Annotated in this window: 14 protein-coding genes; 9 read left to right on the top strand and 5 right to left on the bottom strand. The window is 62.3% G+C overall.

The features are described from left to right. Nucleotides 1-140 precede the first annotated feature (140 nt). The gene (locus BCL93_RS06755; protein WP_112054428.1) at nt 141-3,473 is read right to left on the bottom strand and encodes an FAD-binding and (Fe-S)-binding domain-containing protein; all 3,333 of its coding nucleotides are present in this window, start codon (nt 3,471-3,473) and stop codon (nt 141-143) included. 212 nt (nt 3,474-3,685) lie between these two features. Here BCL93_RS06755 and serS point away from each other — a divergent pair, with 212 nt between their 5' ends. Beyond that, nucleotides 3,686-4,963 carry a serine--tRNA ligase gene (gene serS / locus BCL93_RS06750; protein WP_112054427.1) on the top strand — a complete coding sequence of 426 codons (1,278 nt, stop codon included), beginning with the start codon at nt 3,686-3,688 and terminating at the stop codon, nt 4,961-4,963. A 185-nt stretch (nt 4,964-5,148) separates the two neighbouring features. Here serS and BCL93_RS06745 read toward each other — a convergent pair whose 3' ends face one another. Further along, a complete protein-coding gene (locus BCL93_RS06745; protein WP_258396056.1) occupies nt 5,149-5,883 on the bottom strand; it encodes an SIMPL domain-containing protein in 735 nt (244 codons plus the stop codon). Between the two features lie 227 nt (nt 5,884-6,110). On the opposite strand from BCL93_RS06745, the gene BCL93_RS06740 reads away from it, so the two are divergent. Further along, on the top strand, nt 6,111-7,208 hold the full coding sequence (locus tag BCL93_RS06740; protein ID WP_112054423.1) for an AI-2E family transporter: 1,098 nt from the start codon (nt 6,111-6,113) through the stop codon (nt 7,206-7,208). Between the two features lie 98 nt (nt 7,209-7,306). Here the strand turns inward: BCL93_RS06740 and trxA are convergent, their stop codons facing one another. Beyond that, the gene (trxA, locus tag BCL93_RS06735; protein ID WP_112054421.1) at nt 7,307-7,630 is read right to left on the bottom strand and encodes a thioredoxin; all 324 of its coding nucleotides are present in this window, start codon (nt 7,628-7,630) and stop codon (nt 7,307-7,309) included. A 311-nt stretch (nt 7,631-7,941) separates the two neighbouring features. Here trxA and cysB point away from each other — a divergent pair, with 311 nt between their 5' ends. Beyond that, the gene (cysB, locus tag BCL93_RS06730) at nt 7,942-8,913 is read left to right on the top strand and encodes an HTH-type transcriptional regulator CysB (RefSeq protein WP_112054420.1); all 972 of its coding nucleotides are present in this window, start codon (nt 7,942-7,944) and stop codon (nt 8,911-8,913) included. A 225-nt stretch (nt 8,914-9,138) separates the two neighbouring features. Here the strand turns inward: cysB and BCL93_RS06725 are convergent, their stop codons facing one another. Beyond that, nucleotides 9,139-9,759 (bottom strand): phosphoadenosine phosphosulfate reductase family protein, encoded by a 621-nt coding sequence (locus tag BCL93_RS06725; RefSeq protein WP_112054418.1) that lies wholly within the window; start codon nt 9,757-9,759, stop codon nt 9,139-9,141. A gap of 218 nt (nt 9,760-9,977) precedes the next feature. Continuing rightward, nucleotides 9,978-11,330 (bottom strand): aminodeoxychorismate synthase component I, encoded by a 1,353-nt coding sequence (gene pabB, locus BCL93_RS06720; protein ID WP_112054417.1) that lies wholly within the window; start codon nt 11,328-11,330, stop codon nt 9,978-9,980. 258 nt (nt 11,331-11,588) lie between these two features. Here pabB and BCL93_RS06715 point away from each other — a divergent pair, with 258 nt between their 5' ends. The 6 genes from BCL93_RS06715 to prpD all read left to right on the top strand — a co-directional run bounded on the left by BCL93_RS06715 (nt 11,589) and on the right by prpD (nt 20,062). Continuing rightward, nucleotides 11,589-12,299: a GntR family transcriptional regulator gene (locus BCL93_RS06715; RefSeq protein WP_112054415.1), complete on the top strand. Its 711-nt coding sequence runs from the start codon at nt 11,589-11,591 to the stop codon at nt 12,297-12,299. Between the two features lie 40 nt (nt 12,300-12,339). Then, the gene (prpB, locus tag BCL93_RS06710) at nt 12,340-13,227 is read left to right on the top strand and encodes a methylisocitrate lyase (protein ID WP_112054413.1); all 888 of its coding nucleotides are present in this window, start codon (nt 12,340-12,342) and stop codon (nt 13,225-13,227) included. A 111-nt stretch (nt 13,228-13,338) separates the two neighbouring features. Further along, complete coding sequence (gene prpC, locus BCL93_RS06705) at nt 13,339-14,466, top strand: bifunctional 2-methylcitrate synthase/citrate synthase (protein WP_112054411.1); 1,128 nt, start codon at nt 13,339-13,341, stop codon at nt 14,464-14,466. Between the two features lie 123 nt (nt 14,467-14,589). Beyond that, a complete protein-coding gene (acnD, locus tag BCL93_RS06700) occupies nt 14,590-17,208 on the top strand; it encodes a Fe/S-dependent 2-methylisocitrate dehydratase AcnD (RefSeq protein WP_112054741.1) in 2,619 nt (872 codons plus the stop codon). Continuing rightward, nucleotides 17,205-18,386: a 2-methylaconitate cis-trans isomerase PrpF gene (gene prpF, locus BCL93_RS06695; RefSeq protein WP_112054409.1), complete on the top strand. Its 1,182-nt coding sequence runs from the start codon at nt 17,205-17,207 to the stop codon at nt 18,384-18,386. The genes acnD and prpF overlap by 4 nt, the downstream gene beginning before the upstream one ends. Before the next feature lie 191 nt (nt 18,387-18,577). After that, nucleotides 18,578-20,062, top strand: coding sequence for a 2-methylcitrate dehydratase (prpD, locus tag BCL93_RS06690; protein WP_112054407.1), 1,485 nt, complete (start codon nt 18,578-18,580; stop codon nt 20,060-20,062). Nucleotides 20,063-20,939: the final 877 nt, after the last annotated feature.

Raw genomic sequence — 20,939 nt, 5'->3', positions numbered from 1 at the left:
GTTAGAGGACGCCGGAGCAGTGCTTGGATTCAGGTGAGCAGGTTTGCCAGTCGCTATCAGCCTGGATACTTCCAACGCCTGCCCGGCCTTGTGCACCCGACCTTGTTCGGCCGGGCGCGTTTCATGGCAGGGTGGCCTGATCAGGCGCCGCGCAGCGTCTCCAGCAGCCCCTGCAGGGGATGGGGCAGCGAGGTGTCGGAGAGCCGCTTGGCCTGGCTGCGGCAGGAATAGCCGGTGGCCAGCAGGCGGCCGGTGTTGGCGGGGTCTTCCACCTTGGGCTGCCAGGACTGGGCATAGATGGTTTTCGAGGTTTCGAGGTTGCGTGCCTCGTGGCCGTAGGTGCCGGACATCCCGCAGCAGCCGCTGGCGAGTACCTCGAGCTCCAGGCCGAAAGCGCTGAAGACTTGCTGCCAGGCCTTGGGAGAGCCCGGCGCGTTGGTCTTCTCGGTGCAGTGGGCGAGCAGCTTGAAGCCCGGATCGCTGAGCGTAACGCCGCGGGGTTTGAGGCGCTTGCCCAGCGACACCAGCCATTCCTGCAGCATCAGCACCTCGGGCACGGCATCGGGTCCCAGGGCCTTCACGTACTCCTGGCGGTAGGTCAGGGTCATCGCCGGGTCAATACCGACCAGCGGCACGCCGAAGCCCGCAAGGCTCTGGAGCCTCTTGGCCTGGCGTTCTGCCGTGCGCTCGAACGCGCCGAGGAAGCCCTGAACGTTGAGCGGCTTGCCGTTGGGCGAGAAGGGCGCGACGAAGACCTTGATATCCAGCCGCGAGAGCAGCTCGACCACGTCCATGACCAGCTTGGATTCGAAGTAGCTGGTGAAGGCGTCCTGGACCAGGATCACGCTGTTGGCTTTCTGGGTCTCGGTCAGCAGACCAAGCGCCGTTGGGGTCGCCTCGGCAACCCCCCAGGCCTTGAGCTGTTTCTTGAGGCTTGCTCGCGAGAGTTTGGGGCTGTCGACCATGCCGACGGGACCGGCGAGCAGGCGCTCGACCAGGCGGTTGTCGAGCGCCGCGTTGTAGAGCGGCGCCAGCGGGGCGAGATAAGGCACCATGAACTCCAGGCCGCCGATAACGTAATCCCGTGGCGCGCGCAGGTAGCGGCCGTGGTAGACCTCGAGGAACTGGGAGCGAAACTCCGGCACGTTGACCTTGATCGGGCACTGGCCGGCGCAGGACTTGCAGGCCAGACAGCCCGCCATGGCGTCATAGACCTCATGAGAGAAGTCCTCCTGACCGCGGCGTTTGGCCCAGGTGTTGCGGGCGCGGGCGGGAAAGTCGCGCACGAAGCCCCAGACGCCCTCGGCCTTCTTCTGCTTCGATTCCTCGACCACGTCGGTGCCGGCCTGACCCTGCAGGCGCAGCCATTCCCGCATCAGGCTGGCGCGGCCCTTGGGCGACTGGACCCGCTCGCGGGTCGCCTTCCAGGACGGGCACATGGCGTCATCGGGGTCGTAGTTGTAGCAGGCGCCATTGCCGTTGCAGTAGACCGCTGCGGCGTGGGACTGCCAGACCCGCTCGTCGATCTGGCGATCGTGCTGGCCCCGGGTCGGCACGCCGTCGATGGTCAAGAGCCCCGGATCGACCCATTTTAGCGTCTGTTCGGCGCCGTTGTTCGGCGTTTCTTGCGTCTCTTTATCCGCTGAGGGCGCTTCACTCGCGGTGACGGGCGGGGGAGAGGGTTCCGCCTCGTCGGGCGCGCTTCCCGAGGTTCCGGGCGAGGTAGAGGATTCCGCGGCGTCGGGCGGAGTAGAGGATTCCGCATCTTCGGGCGGGATAGAGAGCGGCGTGGCGATCTTGCCCGGATTCAGCTGGTTATGCGGATCGAAGGCCGCCTTCAGCCGTTGCAGGCTAGGATAGAGTTCGCCGAAGAACTTGGGCGCGTATTCGGAACGCACGCCCTTGCCATGTTCGCCCCACAACAGGCCGTGATACTTGTGGGTCAGCTCGGCGACCTCATCCGAGATCTCGCGGATCAGTGCCTCCTGGGCCGGGTCCTTCATGTCGATGGCCGGCCGCACATGCAGTACGCCGGCATCGACGTGGCCGAACATGCCGTAGGCAAGCCCGCGGGCATCCAGGGCGGCGCGGAACTCGGCGATGTAGTCGGCCAGGTGCTCGGGGGGCACCGCGGTGTCCTCGACGAAGGGAATCGGGCGCTTCTCGCCCTTGGCGTTGCCGAGCAGGCCCACTGCGCGCTTGCGCATCGCATAGACGCGCTGGATCTGCTCGCGGCCCTCGGCCAGGGTGTAGCCCAGGCGCTCGACGCTGCTGTCCGCCGCCAGGTGGCGGGTGAAATCGGCGATGCGAGCCTTCAGCGCTTCGGGGTCATCGGCGTTGAATTCGATCAGGTTGATGCCGCGAATCGCCGTCTCGGTGCGCGCCGCCACCGCCGTATCGTCTTCGGCTTCGGCTTGGTCTTCGCTATGGCCTGCCTGGGGCGCGCTGGTGGTAGCCGGGAAGAATTCCGCCACGCTGTCCCACACGAAGTCCTGCATGGCGAGCCCGAGGACTTTGTCATCCACCGTCTCGATGGACGTGGGGGCGGCGGCGCTCGCCATCAGCGCCTTGGCATCCCGCAGGGCGTCCATGAAACTGGCGTAGCGCACATTGACCAGGGTGGAGTGCTTCGGGATCGGCAGCACGTTAAGTACCGCTTCGTTGAGCAGCCCAAGCGAGCCCTCCGAACCGCACAGCGCGCTGTTCAGATCGAACTGCCGTTCGTCGTTATAAAGATGCGCCAGGTCATAGCCGGTCAGGCAGCGGTTGAGCTTGGGAAACTTGGCCTCGATCAGCCCGGCCTGGGTGTCGATGATGGCGCGGGCGGTGCGGTGGGTCTCGCCGATCCGGTCATCGCGGGCGCAGGTCGCCTCGAGGGCATCGGCGTCAAGTGGCCGGCTGGTGAGGCGCTCGCCGCCCAGCAACACGCTGTCCAGCTCAAGCACGTGATCCCGGGTCTTGCCGTACTCGCAGCTGCCCTGGCCGCTGGCATCGGTCGAGATCATGCCGCCGATGGTCGCGCGGTTGGAGGTCGACAGTTCCGGGGCGAAGAATAGCCCGTGCGGCTTGAGTGCGGCGTTGAGCTGATCCTTGACCACCCCGGCCTGGACACGCACCCGACGCCGCTCGACATCGATGTCGATGATGGCATTCATGTGTTTGGAGACATCGACCACCAGGCCGTCGGTCAGCGACTGGCCGTTGGTGCCGGTGCCGCCGCCGCGCGGCGTGAGTACCACTTTGCGATGCGTCTCCTGGCCAGCGAGACGGGCGATGAGCTCGAGATCCTCGGCGTTACGCGGATAGAGCACCGCCTGGGGCAGGCGCTGGTAGATCGAGTTGTCGGTGGCCAGCACGGTGCGGTTGGCATAGTCAGGCGCGATCTCGCCGTTGAACCCGTCGGCCCGCAGGGCCTCGAGGAAGCGCAGGTAGTCGGCGTCAAGCCGGGCGAGGGTGTCCAGTTGTGCAATCATGAGTCGCTATCAGACCGTGGGTCGCTGCCCTGGCCGGCGGTCATCGCCATCGATGTCCTGGCGTGGGCAGGAAAAAAGGAATATGACCCACTTTACCGGAGCATGACGGACGGTGCACGCCGGCAGCGGCGTGGTGAAAGCAGCGGCTTTTCCCTACAATGAGCGCCTGCTGGCGACATTGCCCTTTCATTGACTGTGACGGACAGGATTCCATGCTCGATCCAAAACTGCTGCGTGGTGACCTCGACCAGGTTGCCCAACGACTGGCCAAGCGTGGCTTCACTCTCGATACCGCTCAACTCGAGTCGCTGGAGTCTAAGCGCCGCGAACTGCAGACCCAGACCGAACAGCTACAGAGCGAACGCAACACGCGCTCCAAGGCGATCGGCAAGGCCAAGGCCGAGGGTCAGGACATCGAGCCGCTGCTGGCCGAAGTAAGTGACCTGGGTGATCGCCTGGATGCCGCCAAGAAGGCGCTGGCGGGTCTGCAGGAGGAGTGGGACGCCCTGGTTTCGGCGCTGCCCAACCTGCCCCACGACAGCGTGCCGGAAGGTGAAAGCGAAGACGATAACGTCGAGCTGCACCGTTGGGGCACACCGCGCGATTTCGATTTCGAGGTCAAGGACCACGTCGATCTCGGCGCCAAGCACGGCTGTCTGGACTTCGACATGGCGTCCAAGCTGACCGGCTCGCGCTTCGCGGTGATGCGCGGCCCGATTGCTCGGCTGCACCGGGCGCTCGCTCAGTTCATGCTCGACACTCAGACCGAGGCGCATGGCTATGAAGAGTGCTATGTGCCCTACATGGTCAATGCCGACTCGCTGACCGGCACCGGCCAGTTGCCCAAGTTCGGTGAAGACCTGTTCCGCCTCGAGGGCGATCAGGACTATTACCTGATCCCCACCGCCGAGGTACCGCTGACCAACTTCGCCCGGGATGAAATTCTCGAGTACAAGTCCCTGCCGATGCGCCTGACCGCGCATACCCCCTGCTTTCGCAGCGAGGCCGGTTCTCACGGGCGCGATACGCGCGGCATGATCCGTCAGCACCAGTTCGACAAGGTCGAGATGGTGCAGATGGTCGAGCCCGACAAGAGCTATGACGCTCTCGAGGAGATGCGTGGTCACGCCGAGGCGCTGCTGCAGGCACTGCGTCTGCCGTATCGCGTCGTCACCCTGTGCACCGGAGACATCGGCTTCGGGGCGACCAAGACCTATGACCTGGAAGTCTGGCTGCCGAGCCAGGACACCTACCGGGAAATCTCTTCGATTTCCAACTGCGAGGACTTCCAGGCTCGTCGCATGCAGGCCCGCTTCCGCCATCCGGATCACAAGAAGCCGCAGCTCCTGCATACCCTCAATGGGTCGGGGCTCGCGGTGGGCCGCTGCCTGCTGGCGGTGCTCGAGAATCATCAGCAGGCTGACGGTTCGATTGTCGTACCCGAGGCGCTGCGCCCCTATATGGGGGGTCTTGAGGTGATCAACGGCTGAGGGCGTTTAGATCGCTCTCGTTGGAATTGTTGCGATACTCAGGTGTTTCCTTGGTCGCGTCGGATCCTCGCGAGCCGCGACCGCCTGACGTAACAGGAAATAGCAAGGCCCCGACGGCAGCGCCGTCGGGGCCTTGTGCATTGGGCGAGCAGGCGCCGGGGTTTGAACGCTGCTCTATCAGCACGTTATTCGTCGGCGATGGCCCATTGAACCGCGACTTCAGCATCGATCTCGATTTGGCCCGGGCGATACTCTGAGGCCATCTCCTTGGTCGATGCATCGCCTGCACGCATCATCATCTGTGGCTGGAAGCTTGGCACCTGGGTCTCCTGCACCTGCAGCACACGGCCGAGGGTGATATTGAGGCGCTCGGCCATCAGCGTGGCTTTTGCCTTGGCCCGATCGATGGCAAGGCCCAGGGCCTCATCGCTTGCCGCGCTGCGATCCTTGAGGTCGTAGCTGACACCGTCCAGAGAGTCGACACCGGCGACGGTCAGGGCGTCGAGGAGACCGGGCAGAGCCTCGAGGTCATCAAGGGTCAGGGTGATCGGCCGGGTCAGCTGGGTCCGCACCCGCTGCTCTGGCTGTCCCTCGGCGTTGATGGGGCCCTGTACATAGTTTGGTTGTACCGACAACGAGCCGGCCTGAATGGCGTCTCGTGGCAAGCCTTTGCCTTCGAGGGTGCGGATCAGCTCGCCCATGCGGCCCTCGAGCCGGGTGCGTGCCTCACTCAGGGCCTCGGGGCTTGCCTCCCGCGCCGAGTCGACGGCTCGTGCCGGAGTGCGCTCCCATAGGCGGGCAGTTAGCGTCGCCATATCGGGCGCCACCTCCAGCGTGTGTTGGGCCGACACCTCGAGCCGCCCCGGCGTTTGCTCTTGAGTGGCCGGCTGCTGGGCCACGGCGGCGGCACTGATCGTCATGCAGGCCGCCAGCAGGAGGCCGAGCCTAATGCCCATGCGTGGGCCTCTGCCTTGAAGTAGGCGACGAGTGAGCGGTGGGTGGTCTGTCAGGACCCGTTGGGCAGTATGAGAAAGCATGCAACCTCCGTGCAGTTTGGTCGATATATCGTCCGATGATTGTGTACAGGCAGTGGCGAGTCGGTAAACTTCTTTCATCATCCAGCATAAGCGATTCCCGGGAAGGACTCATGAACGAAGAGGATATCGACGAGGCGGCAAGGACCATTCCGCTTAATCTGACCCTGGCGTTGGCCGCCCTGGTGGTCATCATCGGTGGCATGAAGCTTGGGGCCAGCCTGCTGGTGCCTCTGCTGCTGTCGCTGTTCATCGCCGTGATCTGCACTTCGCCGGTGCATTGGCTGCATCGCCATGGCGTGGGGCTGCGGATGTCGGTATGGATCACGCTGCTGGTGATTGGCCTGCTGCTAAGCCTGCTGGGCCTGCTGCTGGTCAATAGCGTTAATACCTTTGCCGAGGAGCTACCGGGGCTCGAGTCGCAACTATATGATCATTACCTGAGCATTCTCAACTGGCTAGCGGGCATGGGCGTATCGATTCGTCCGGAGCGCTTCTCGGAATGGCTGGACCCGACCCAGGCCACCCAACTGATTCCGGCACTGCTGGGTGAGGTCGGCAACGTGCTGATGCAGAGCCTGATCGTAGCGCTGTTGGTGGTCTTTCTGCTCTTTGAAACACTCAACTTCAGGGAGAAGATCTCCCAGGCTCTTTTGAATCCGGTGCCGAGCCTTCAGCGCTTCAATGAGTTCAGCCTGACCCTCAAGCGTTACCTGGCGGTGAAAACGCTGATCAGCCTGGTAACCGGCGTGCTGGTGTGGGTTTCCTGCAAGATATTGGGCGTCGATTTCCCGCTGCTGTGGGCGACACTTGCCTTCGGGCTGAACTACATACCCAACATCGGGTCGGTGCTAGCGGCAATTCCGCCGGTGCTGCTGCTGCTGGTCTCGCCCCAGGGCGGGGTCTTTCCGGCGATGCTGCTGGCGGGGAGCTATCTGGGCATCAACTTCGTGCTGGGCAACCTGGTCGAGCCCCGGGTGATGGGGCGGGCACTGGGTCTATCGACCTTCGTGGCCTTCCTGTCACTGGTGGTATGGGGCTGGATATTAGGAACCGCTGGGCTGCTATTGTCCGTGCTGTTGACGATGACCCTGAAGATCGCCCTGGACAGTCATCCGCAGACGCGCTGGATGGCCCGTTTGCTAGGACCGGCCCATGAGCGACCGGTAACGGTGCCTGGGAAAGAGCGGACACCGTCGGCAGACGCCTGAGCATGGCGCTGCGACACGGCAACTCTGGATACTGAAACGACGACGCCCCGGCAGGGCCGAGGCGTCGGAGCGAACGTGATGGGGGGTGAGGCCCGCTATCAGGCGTTCTGGTCGAGGAACTGCGCGAGCTGCGACTTGGACTGGGCACCGACCAGTGAGGCCACCTTGGCACCAGACTTGAACAGCATCACGGTCGGCACACCGCGTACGCCGTGTTCGGCGGCAATGTCCGGCGCGTCGTCGACGTTTACGCTCACGACCTTCACATTGTCGGCACGCTCGTCGGCGACTTCGTCCACCACCGGCGCCATCATCTTGCAGGGGCCGCACCAGGGCGCCCAGAACTTCAGCAGGACCGGCTTGTCGGCCTTGAGGACTTCCTGCTCGAAGTTGGCAGTGGTGACATCGACGTTGTTGGCCATGTAATTCTCCCGTTGCATTACGCGTTTAACGCGCGCTTTTTCAGCGTAGTCGGCTGATGGTAGCGGCCGCCGGGGCCGCTGGCAAATGCCTGTTCCCCAATAAGATCGATAGCCAGCCGTAATGATGGTGGCATCGGCGCTGCACTCTCGTGGAACTTTTTTGTATGCTATTCTTATAGCATAAAGTAATCATGCTACATTATGTTATTGCCTTGCGGTATTAAAACCGTGAGCCGGCGGCCCGGCAATACCAGGCAGACGGCCCATTAAAAGGCATGGCTAACGGCATGGGAATAAGGAGTGTTTCGGGGATGAAGCTGCAGCAACTGCGTTATATCTGGGAGGTCACGCGCCACAATCTCAATGTCTCGGCCACGGCGCAGAGCCTCTTTACTTCGCAGCCGGGCATTTCCAAGCAGATCCGTCTGTTGGAGGACGAGCTAGGCGTCGAGATCTTTGCCCGCAGCGGCAAGCACCTGACCCGGGTGACGCCCGCCGGTCGCGCGATCATCGACCTGGCGGGGCAGGTGCTGCGCACCACCGACAACATCAAGCAGGTGGCCCAGGAGCACAGCAACGAGCGCCGCGGCAGCCTGTCGATCGCCACCACCCATACCCAGGCGCGCTATGCGCTGCCGCCGGTGATCGGCGAGTTCACTCGCAAGTATCCGGAGGTGGCGCTGCATATGCAGCAGGGCACGCCCAAGCAGATTGCCGAAATGGTCAGCGAAGGGCAGGCCGATTTCGCTATCTGTACCGAGTCGCTGGAACTCTTTAATGATTTGGTGCTGTTACCCTGCTATCGCTGGAATCGCTGCGTGTTGGTGCCCAAGGGGCATCCGCTGGCCGAGGCCGGCAAGCTGACCCTCGAGGGGCTGGCCGAGTATCCGCTGGTCACCTATGTATTCGGCTTCACCGGCCGCTCGCAGCTCGATGACGCTTTCCGTGCCCAGGATCTCACCCCCAATGTGGTGCTCACCGCCGCGGATGCCGATGTCATCAAGACCTATGTGCGCCTCGGTCTGGGGGTAGGCATCGTCGCGCATATGGCGGTCGATCCCGAGACCGACGGAGACCTGGTGGCACTGGATGCCAGCCACCTGTTCGAGAGTTCCACCACCAAGATCGGCATTCGTCGGGGCACCTTCATGCGCGGCTTCATGTTCGATTTTGTGCAGGGCTTCGCACCGCATCTCCAACGTGATCTGGTCGAGGCCGCTCTGGCGGCCGGCCCGCGCCATGAGCAGGAACTGTTCTCGCAGATAGAACTACCGGTGCGCTGAATGGATTGTCAGGCAAGACAAGACAGCCATATGACTCGTTACACGGACGGTCACATCGCCATTCACCTAGACAACCGAATGGTCAGCACATAGCTCGTCACATAGACAGTCATATAGCCCGTCATATAGATAGACAGCCATGCAGTGACGAAGAAGGCCCCGATAGCGTTCGCTATCGGGGCCTTTTCGTGTTCTGTCAGTACCTAGCCTGCGACAGTCAGGCGATCAATGCTGCAGATGCAGGCCGCACTCGCGCTTGTCTTCCACCTTGGTGGGGTCGAAGTAGTCGAAGTTGTTGGGCAGGTCGTGCTTGACCAGGTACTCGTACATGTCCTTGGCGCTCCAGTGCAGTACCGGTGCGACCTTGATCAGGCCGTCGTCGTTGATCGACACCGGCTGCATCTTGGCCCGCTCTGGGGTGTCCTCGGCGCGCAGGGCGGTCAGCCAGACCTGGGGGGCCATTTCGCGCAGGGCACGGGTGAAGGGTTCCAGCTTGACCTCCTCGGTGAAGGCGGTATGTCGCGGGTCGTCGATGGTCGGCGTGGCGCCTTCCAGCGCCTCGCGGTGAGCCCGGGTGCGCTTGGGCAGGTAGCTCACCAGGTTCAGGTTGAGCCGCTTGATGACGTCGTCGGCGAAGCGATAGGTGGCATCGGTATTGTAGCCCGAGTCCATCCACACCACCGGGATGTCCGGCTGAACCTGGGTAACCATGTGCAGGATCACCGCTTCAAAGGGGCGGAAGTTGGTGGTGCAGATGGCATGCTTGCCAAGGGTCAGCGCCCAGCGCGTCAGGGCTTCGGGGTCCTGGCCGAGGTCGCGATTGATGGCGTCGATGTCAAAGTCCATGGGGCCTCCTGAAATAATGAGGAACCTGAATGCGTTCCGATAATGGCGCCACCCTAGCAAATCGTCTGCCCCCGGCCCCAATACTTATTGGTTCGGTTCTTATATAGCGAAATGATCGCACGACAGGGTGCCGTTAGAATGGCCGGTGCTATCGGGGCGGACCTTTTTAGCGGGTTTGCACGGATCGCGCTGGAACACGCGCATGCTCAATCCGGCTCTTAGTCGCTATCGCTAAGCGCCGTCAGGAGATGTCGGATCTTGTCCAGGGTCTCGAGGTATTCGGCATCTTCTTCCGAGTCCGCGACCAGACCGCCGCCGCCCCACAGATGCAGCTGCCCACCACTGGCAACGACGGTACGGATGGCGATCGAGGTGTCCATATGCCCACGCTGGTCGATATAGCCAAGGCTTCCGCAGTAGACGCTGCGACGGCTGGGTTCCAGTTCGTCGATGATCTGCATGGCGCGGATCTTCGGTGCGCCGGTGATTGACCCGCCGGGGAAGGCGGCCGCCAGAATATCCAGTGGCGCCTGATCATCGGCAAGCCGGCCCTCGACCACGCTGACCAGGTGGTGGACGTTGGCATAGCTCTCAAGACCGCACAGCTGTGGCACCCTGACGCTCCCCGGTGCGCAGGCCCGCCCCAGGTCGTTGCGCAGCAGATCGACAATCATCACGTTTTCTGCGCGGTCCTTGGCGCTGGCCTTGAGCGCCTGTGCCAGCGCCGCATCCTGCTCGGGCGTGTCGCCCCGCGGTCTTGTGCCCTTGATGGGGCGTGCCTCGACACGGCCGGCATGACATTGCAGGAAACGCTCCGGTGACAGCGACAGCACGGCCTTGTCTTCCCATGCCATGTAGCCGGCGAAAGGCGTGGGCGTCGCCTTGCGCAGCCGCAAGTAGGCCTGCCAGAGGTCGCCCTGGTAGGGGGCGCTAAAGCGCTGGGTCAGATTGATCTGGTAGCAGTCGCCGGCATGAATGTAGCGCTGGACGGCACGAAAGCGCTCGCCATAGCCCATCCGGTCCTGCTCGCCCGCGAAAGGGGCGGTGATTGCGAAGGGGGTGGTGCTCGGTGCCTCGGTGGCCAGCCAGGTTTCCACCTGGACGCGCCGACGCTGATCGGCCACCAGGAAGCTCTCGCCCCGGGCATGATCCTGGATGATCGCCCAGTCATAGAGACCGATCCGGCTCCAGGGCAGCTCGACGGCGTCCTTGGCCTTGCCGTTGATCGGCTCAAGGCAGCGGCCGAAGTCGTAGCTCCAATACCCGATCAGGCCGCCGAGGAAGGGCAGGTCGCTCTCAGGTGCTTCGACATCGAGCCGTGACAGCAGCGCCTTCTGGGCGGCGATGGGCTCCTCGGGAAGCGGTGTATCGCTGTCGCCGCTGACCTGGCCCGCGGGATTGACGCTCATCAGCGCGATCGGCTCGGCACTGATGATGTCATAGCGCCCTCCGGGGCCATGAGGGCGCCCGCTGTCCAGTAATACGGCGCCGCGACGCTCGCGTAGCGGCGCAAAATAGCCGAGCGGATCCGTCCGGTAGGGCAGCGGCGTGATTTCCAGTCGTGAACTCATGGGATGTGCTTTTCCTCAACGAGCGCCACATTCTAGGGGCCGTGACGCCATTTGTCCCTTCTGCGTTATCCACGCTTCAGCCGCGCCATCAGGAGCTCGGCGTTACGCCGGCATCTCTGGTAATATTGTCGACAACAAATTTGGCGCCCACCTTTAGCCGTACGCCAAAAGGTGTAGTCAATGCGGGCCGAATGCATATTGACCCCATCCCGGCGGCTGGCTAAAGTTCATTTCATCATTTAATTGTCGACAATTACTATGACAACCTCTTCACCCGATCTCGCGACCCCGGAAGTGCGCACCCTGGCAGAGCGGGTCTTCAACCAGTTGCAGAGCGCCATCGTGCGCGGTGACCTGGCGCCGGGCAGCAAGATCACCGAGCCGGGCCTTTCCAAGACCTACGGCATTTCCCGTGGTCCGCTGCGCGAAGCCATGCGCAGGCTTGAAACGCATCGCCTGATCGAGCGAGTGCCTCATGTTGGCGCACGGGTGGTCAAGCTCTCAATGAAAGAGCTGATCGAGTTGTTCGATGTGCGCGAGGCGTTGGAAAGCATGGCCGCGAGGCTTGCCGCCGAGCACATGACCGCCGATGAGATTGCCGGCCTGCGCGAGGTGCTGGCCGTGCACGAGCGTCAGGCCGACCTTCGCCGCGGCGAGGCTTACTTTCAGCGGGAAGGGGATCTCGATTTTCATTATCGGATCGTGCAGGGCAGTCACAATCGCATGCTGATGACGATTCTCTGCGACGACCTTTATTACCTAGTACGGCTCTATCGTACCCAGTTCAGCGCCAGTGGCAGCCGCCCGCAGCGTGCCTTCGTCGAGCACCATCGCATCGTCGATGCCATCGAGGCCGGTGACGCAGAGCTATCCGAACTGCTGATGCGTCGCCACGTCAGCGCCTCGAGAGCCAACGTCGCCGAGCGCTATGCGGCCATTCTCGACCAGGAATCCACTCAGTCCCAGTGACGAACGTTGCCCGGGGCGCTTTCCCAGACAGGAGAACATCATGACCACCCTCACTCCCGGTGCACGCTTTCGTGCCGCCCTCGAGGCCCAACAGCCCCTGCCGATCCTGGGCACCATCAACGCCTACACTGCGCTGATGGCTCAGCGGGTCGGCCATCAGGCCATCTACCTGTCCGGTGGTGGGGTGGCTAACGCCTCCTTCGGTCTGCCCGATCTTGGCATGACCACCATGAACGACGTGGTCGAGGACGCGCGGCGGATCACCGCTGCCACTGATCTGCCGCTGCTGGTGGATATCGATACCGGCTGGGGGGGCGCCTTCAACATCGAGCGCACCGTCAAGGAGATGCAGCGCGCCGGGGTGGCGGCCGTGCATCTTGAAGATCAGGTGGCACAGAAGCGCTGCGGCCATCGGCCCAACAAGGCCATCGTGTCCAGGGAAGAGATGGTCGACCGCATCAAGGCCGCCGCCGACGCCCGCCTGGATCCAGACTTCTACCTGATTGCGCGTACCGATGCCTTCCAGAAGGAAGGACTCGAGGCAGCCATCGACCGGGCCAATGCCTGCGTCGAGGCCGGCGCCGATGCGATCTTCGCCGAGGCGGTGCACAGTCTCGATGACTATCGGGCCTTCTGCGACAGGGTGAAGGCGCCGATCCTTGCCAACATCACCGAGTTCGGTGCCACGCCACTGTTCAGCCAGCAGGAGCTCGCCGAGGTCGGCTGCCGCATGGTGCTGTATCCGCTGTCGGCATTCCGCGCCATGAATGCCGCGGCGCTCAAGGTTTATCAGAGCATCGCCGACAACGGGCATCAGCGTGACGTGGTCGACATCATGCAGACCCGCGACGAACTCTACGATTTTCTCGACTATCACAGCTTCGAGCAGAAGTTGGATGCGCTCTTCACAGACAAGCGTCAGGACTGACCCGGTGACCAGTCACCAGGACGACTAGCCCCGTCACGACTGCATTCATCACGACTGCATTTAATACGACAACAACCACAACATCGATTACACGCCAGTAGGAGACACGTCATGGCAGAACAACCCAAGGCAGGCGCGGGTCTGCGCGGCCAGAGCGCGGGCAGTACCGCTCTGTGCACTGTCGGCAAGAGCGGTTCCGGGCTGACCTATCGCGGTTACGATATCCACGATCTGGCGGAGCATGCACGCTTCGAGGAAGTCGCCTACCTGCTGCTCAAGGGCAAGCTGCCGAATCAGGCTGAGCTCGATGCCTATATCACCAAGCTCAAGGGGCTACGCGCCCTGCCTGATGCGCTGAAAAAGGTCCTCGAGCAGATTCCCGCCGACGCCCATCCGATGGATGTGATGCGCACCGGGGCATCGATGCTTGGCAACCTGGAAACCGAGCAGAGCTTCGATGAGCAGCAGGACGTGGCGGATCGACTGCTGGCGGCGCTGCCATCGATCATCTGCTACTGGTATCGCTTCACTCATGAGGGAGTGCGCATCGATACCGTGACCGATGATGCTTCGGTGGGCGGGCACTTCCTGCATCTGTTGCGCGACGAACCAGCCTCCGAGCTGCATGCCCGGGTCATGAACGTGTCATTGATCCTGTATGCCGAGCACGAATTCAATGCCTCGACCTTCAATGCCCGGGTCTGCGCCTCGACGCTGTCGGATATGCACTCTTGCGTGACCGGCGCTATCGGCACCCTGAGAGGTCCGCTACATGGCGGTGCCAACGAAGCGGCGATGGCGATGATCGAGGGCTGGCAGAGCCCGGAAGAGGCCGAGCGCGAGGTCATGGGCATGCTGGCGCGTAAGGACAAGATCATGGGCTTTGGCCATGCCATCTACCGTGACTCCGACCCGCGCAATGCCCTGATCAAGCAGTGGTCCAAGAAGCTCGCCGAGGATGTCGGTGACAGCGTCCTCTATCCGGTGTCCGAGCGTGTCGAGTCGGTGATGTGGCGCGAGAAGAAGCTGTTCTGCAACGCCGACTTCTTCCATGCCAGCGCTTATCATTTCATGGGCATCCCGACCAAGCTATTCACCCCGATCTTCGTCTGCTCACGGGTTACCGGCTGGTGCGCCCACGTTTTCGAGCAGCGCGACAACAATCGCATCATCCGCCCCAGTGCTGATTACAGTGGCCCTGAGCCTCAGGCATGGGTGCCCGTCGAGCAGCGTGACTGATCTACCCCCTGAGATCGAGCGTGTCGGCCGCTGGGTCGCCACGCTCGTCTCTCTCGTGTGCTCTGATCTCGCCTGCCTTGCTCTTCCTGCCTTTGAGCCCACTGAAAAAAGATGCCCGACGCCATGAACACTGACTACCGCAAACCCTTACCCGGCACGTCGCTTGAGTATTTTGATACCCGTGCGGCCGTCGAGGACATTAAGCCCGGGGCCTACGACACGCTTCCCTATACCTCGCGCGTGCTGGCCGAACAGTTGGTGCGCCGCTGCGAGCCGGCCGTGTTGACCGATTCGCTCAAGCAGCTGATCGAACGTCGGCGTGATCTGGACTTCCCCTGGTACCCGGCCCGCGTGGTGTGTCACGACATCCTCGGCCAGACGGCCCTGGTCGATCTGGCTGGCCTGCGCGATGCCATCGCCGAGAAGGGCGGGGACCCGGCCAAGGTCAACCCGGTAGTGCCGACCCAGTTGATCGTCGATCATTCGCTGGCCGTCGAGCATGCCGGATTCGAGAAGGATGCCTTCGCGCAGAATCGCGCCATCGAGGACCGTCGCAACGACGACCGCTTCCACTTCATCAATTGGACCAAGACCGCGTTCGAGAACGTCGATGTCATCCCCCCCGGCAACGGCATCATGCACCAGATCAATCTGGAGAAGATGTCTCCGGTGGTGCAGAAGCGCGATGGCGTGGCGTTCCCGGATACCTGCGTGGGCACCGACAGCCACACGCCGATGGTCGACGCGCTGGGGGTGATCTCCGTCGGCGTGGGCGGCCTCGAGGCCGAGAGCGTGATGCTGGGTCGCGCCTCCATGATGCGCCTGCCGGACATCGTCGGCGTGAAGCTTACTGGCAAGCTGCAGCCCGGGATTACCAGTACGGACATGGTGCTGGCGCTAACCGAGTTCCTGCGCCAGGAGCGCGTGGTGGGGGCCTACCTGGAGTTCTTCGGTGAGGGGGCCGAGGCGCTGACCGTAGGCGATCGGGCCACCATCTCCAACATGACGCCAGAGTATGGGGCCACGGCGGCGATGTTCTACATCGACGATCAGACTATCGACTATCTGAAACTCACCGGTCGCGACGATGATCAGGTGGCGCTGGTCGAACGGTATGCGAAGGAAGCGGGCTTATGGGGCGACAGCCTCAAGGCTGCCGAATATGAGCGCATGCTGACCTTCGATCTGTCTTCGGTTACTCGGACCCTGGCGGGCCCGTCCAACCCCCATGCCCATCTGCCGACCTCTGAACTCGCCAAGCGCGGTATCGCCGTTGACCTGGACAAGGCGCAGGCGGAGGAGAAAGCGGGCAAGATACCCGATGGCGCAGTGATCATCGCCGCCATCACCAGCTGCACGAATACCAGTAATCCGCGCAACATGGTGGCCGCGGGTCTGATCGCCCGCAATGCCAACAAGCTGGGCCTGACCCGCAAACCCTGGGTGAAGAGCTCCCTGGCGCCGGGCTCCAAGACGGTGAAGATGTATCTGGAGGAGGCCAACCTGCTGCCCGAGCTCGAAGATCTTGGCTTCGGTGTGGTGGCCTTCGCCTGCACCACCTGCAACGGCATGTCCGGCGCCCTGGACCCGAAGATCCAGCAGGAGATCGTCGAGCGGGACCTTTATTCCACGGCGGTGCTGTCCGGTAACCGCAACTTCGATGGCCGCATCCACCCTTATGCCAAGCAGGCCTTCCTCGCCTCGCCGCCGCTGGTGGTGGCCTACGCCATCGCGGGGACCATCCGCTTCGACATCGAGAAGGATGTCCTGGGCTACGATCACAACGGCAACCCGGTCACCCTGAAGGATATCTGGCCCGCGGACGAGGAGATCGATTCCATCGTCAAGCAGAGCGTCAAGCCGGAGCAGTTTCGGGCGACCTATATCCCGATGTTCGATGTGGACAAGGGCGCTCGTGCCCAGGTCAATCCGCTCTACGAATGGCGTCCCCAGAGCACCTATATCCGTCGCCCGCCCTATTGGGAAGGTGGCATGGTTGGCGAGAAAACCCTCAAGGGCATGCGGCCGTTGGCGGTGTTGCCGGACAACATCACCACCGATCATCTGTCACCGTCCAACGCCATCATGCTGGACAGTGCGGCGGGCGAGTACCTGGCGAAGATGGGTTTGCCGGAGGAGGACTTCAACTCCTACGCCACCCACCGCGGCGATCACTTGACCGCACAGCGGGCCACCTTTGCCAATCCCAAGCTCTACAACGAGATGGTGCGCGACGAGAGCGGCAAGGTGCGGCAGGGCTCGCTGGCGCGCATCGAGCCGGAGGGCAAGGTCACGCGCATGTGGGAGGCCATCGAGACCTACATGGAGCGCAAGCAGCCGTTGATCATCGTCGCCGGCGCCGACTACGGCCAGGGCTCGTCGCGTGACTGGGCGGCCAAGGGCGTGGCGCTCGCCGGGGTCGAGGCCATCGTCGCCGAGGGCTTCGAGCGCATCCACCGCACTAACCTGATCGGCATGGGCGTGATGCCCCTGCAGTTCGAGGAGGGCACCACACGCCACACCCTCAAGCTCGACGGCACCGAGACCTATGACGTCGAGGGCACGCCGTCACCGCAAGCCACGCTCGAGCTCAAGATCCACCGCCAGAGCGGCGAGATCGACAGGGTGCCGGTGACCTGTCGCCTGGATACCGCCGAGGAGGTCTCCATCTACTCAGCTGGCGGCGTGCTGCAGCGCTTCGCTCAGGACTTCCTGGAAACCGCGGAGGCAGACAACGTATGAACCAGATCCGGATTCCCGCGACCTATATGCGTGGCGGCACCAGCAAGGGGGTCTTCTTCCGCCTTCAGGACCTGCCCGAGGCGGCTCGCCAGCCGGGCGAGGTCCGTGATCGTCTGTTGCTACGGGTAATCGGCAGCCCCGACCCCTATCAGAAGCAGATTGACGGCATGGGCGGGGCGACCTCCAGCACCAGCAAGACGGTGATCTTGTCGAAGAGCGACAGCCCCGAGCATGACGTGGATTATCTGTTCGGCCAGGTGGCGATCGACAAGCCGTTCGTCGACTGGAGCGGTAACTGCGGCAACCTGTCTGCCGCCGTGGGCCCCTTCGCTATCAGCAACGGCCTCATCGATTCCGCGCGTATCCCCGAGAACGGGGTGGTCGAGGTGCGTATCTGGCAGGTCAATATCGGCAAGACCATTGTCTCCCGGGTGCCGATCACCGATGGCCAGGTGCAGGAGGTCGGTGACTTCGAGCTCGACGGTGTGACTTTTCCGGCAGCCGAAGTGCCGGTGGCCTTCAAGGATCCCGCAGACGGTGAGGGTGCCATCTTCCCCACCGGCCATCTGATCGATGAACTGGAGGTACCGGATGATGTAGTGCCGGGAGGTCGCCTCAAGGCGACGATGATCAACGCCGGCATTCCGACTGTGTTTATCAACGCCTCTGACCTTGGCTACTCCGGCAGCGAGCTGCAGGAAGCGATCAACGGCGATACCGAGGCGCTCGAAAAGTTCGAGTCCATCCGCGCCCATGGGGCCCTGCGTATGGGGCTGATCAAGGAACTTGGCGAGGCTGCCAATCGACAGCACACGCCCAAGGTGGCCTTCGTGGCGCCACCGGCGAGCTACACCGCGTCGAGTGGTAAATCGGTTGAGGCCGACGACATCGACCTGAGGGTACGAGCGCTCTCCATGGGCAAACTCCATCACGCCATGATGGGCACCGCGGCGGTGGCCATCGCTTCGGCAGCGGCCATCGAAGGGACCCTGGTCAACCTGGCAGCCGGCGGCGGCAAGCATACGGCTGTGACCTTCGGCCACCCGTCCGGCACCCTGAGGGTTGGTGCGGAAGCAAGCCTTGTGGACGGCCGTTGGGTCATCGATCAGGCGGTAATGAGCCGCAGCGCCCGGGTGTTGATGGAGGGCTTCGTTCGAGTGCCTGGCGACAGTTTCTGAGCTGTCTTTCTCGACCGTCACGTTGTGCTGATTCGTGTTGCTGGTGAGTGCGTTTCGAGCTGTAGTGCCTTGAGGTAAGTGGTCCGGCGTATCGCCTTTTCGCTAGCCTCTCGTTTCTTATAGCGTGTCGTTTCCTATAGTGAAGTGGCCGGCAATAATCTCTGACCCGCCATTGATGAGGAGGAGCTGCCATGGATGCCACCGCAGAAGCCAATGTTCGTCCGGACTATGACAGCGAGCTTCAACGGATCGCCGACTACGTCCTGGACTATCGCATCGACAGCGCCGAGGCCCTGGATACGGCACGCAACTGTCTGATGGATACACTGGGCTGTGGCCTGCTGGCGCTGCGCTTTCCGGAATGCACCAAGCATTTGGGGCCGTTGGTCGAGGGCACGATAGTGCCCCATGGCGCGCGGGTGCCTGGCACATCCTTCCGCCTTGATCCGGTCAAGGCCGCCTGGGATATCGGCTGCGTCATCCGCTGGCTCGACTATAACGACACCTGGCTGGCCGCCGAATGGGGGCATCCTTCAGATAATCTGGGTGGGATTCTCGCCATCGCCGACCATCTGTCGCAGCAGCGTGTTGCCGATGATCGCACGCCGCTGACCATGCGCGAGGTGCTCGAGGCCATGATCATGGCCCACGAAATCCAGGGCGTGATTGCGTTGGAGAACTCTTTCAACCGTGTGGGGCTCGACCACGTGGTACTGGTCAAGGTGGCCTCCACTGCGGTGATCGCCAAGCTGATGGGGGCCGATCGTGAGCAGCTGCTGTCGGCGCTGTCGCATGCCTTCGTCGACGGTCAGAGCCTGCGCACCTATCGTCATGCGCCGAACGCCGGCTCGCGCAAGTCCTGGGCCGCAGGTGATGCGACTTCCCGTGCCGTGCGCTTGGCCGATATCGCCATGCGCGGCGAGATGGGGATTCCCGGGGTCCTCAGCGCGCCGCAGTGGGGCTTCTATGATGTGCTGTTCGCAAAGACCAACAAGGACCAGCAAATCAAGCCGGAGGGTCAGCGCCAGTTCTCCTTGAGCCAGGACTATGGCAGCTATGTGATGGAGAACGTGCTGTTCAAGATATCCTTCCCGGCGGAGTTTCACGCCCAAACCGCCTGCGAAGCCGCCGTGACCCTGCATCCGCAGGTCAAGGATCGGCTCGACGAGATCGACAGGATCGTGATTACCACCCATGAGTCGGCGATTCGCATCATCTCCAAGGTGGGGGCTCTCGCCAATCCGGCCGACCGCGATCACTGCCTGCAGTACATGACCGCCGTGCCGCTGGCCTTCGGCTGGCTGACCGCCGAGCACTATGAGGATGCCTTCCATCGCGACCACCCAATCATCGACCAACTGCGCGACAAGATGGAGATCATCGAGGACGCTCGCTATACCCGCGAGTATCTCGAGGCCGACAAGCGCTCCATCGCCAACGCCATCCAAGTGTTCTTCAAGGATGGCAGCAAGACCGAGCAGGTCGCCGTTGAATACCCGATCGGTCACCGTCGGCGTCGTGAGGAGGGTATCCCGCTGCTCGAGGAAAAGTTCAAGGCCAACCTGGCAACCCGCTTCGCGCCGCGACGCTGCAACGACATCTTTGCCTTGTGCAAGGACCAGGCTCTGCTCGAGGCCACGCCGGTTCATCGCTTCGTAGACCTTTTCGTGATCTGAGCCTTTAGATTGCACACACGCTATACGGATCAAAATGGAGGAGGGCGCCTGAGTCAGGTGGCGATGCCAGTTATGCGATAGCTATCTACCGCCGAGAAGAGGGCATGAGTGAAGTTGAAGCTGGTTGGATGAGCGGATTGGATGAGTTGAAAGCATGCCGCTCTTTAATCATGTCGTCTTTTACTATGAAAGAAGCCCGCCAATATCTGGATGCTGAGTAGCAGGGGGCTCATTGTTAGGTTGGCACTGATCTTCCATCTGGTGGGGACGCTAGGCCTGGACTACTGTTAGGGATTGGAAACGCTTTTGCGGCAGTTACGCGGTCTTTTAAGGGGTGTCAGGCTGTTTTTGAAGTTAGTGGTCGAAAAGCCCTTGCGTGGGTCCGCGATAATCCGTAAAGTACGCATCCGCTGCCGCCGACGAGCAAACGTCGGAAGCGGTGTAGGGTGTTGGAAGCACTTGTTTTCGTTAAGGTTTTTCGATCAGGTTTGATCGACAGGCATTGACAAAACAGCCGGAAACGGTAGAATGCTCCTCCGCTCGATCGGCGCTCAACTCGCCGCTGGTTCACTCGGTCATCTAGAGTGAGCAATAACAGCAAGGGTTGACATTCACTGCCGATTCAGTAGAATACGCCTTCCTCGCAGGGCGCCGGCCGAACGGCCAGGCAAATGCGAGATGCTCCTCTCTTAAGAGTTCGGAGCTGCTCTTTAACAATCGATCAGATAATTCATGTGGGCGCTTGTCGATGAAGGGGTGATCAGTCACCGATACTTCAAGGCAAGCGACTCGTCAAAGCAAGCCATATCGGCTTCGTTTTTTGAGACGTTTGAACCTTGAGCCAAGTTTGGTCTGCTTCTTTCTTCGGAAAGGTAAG

Origin of the sequence: Onishia taeanensis (genome assembly GCF_003268885.1) — a bacterium.
Lineage (GTDB): Bacteria > Pseudomonadota > Gammaproteobacteria > Pseudomonadales > Halomonadaceae > Onishia > Onishia taeanensis_A.
This window is presented reverse-complemented; position numbering and strand designations above follow the sequence as displayed.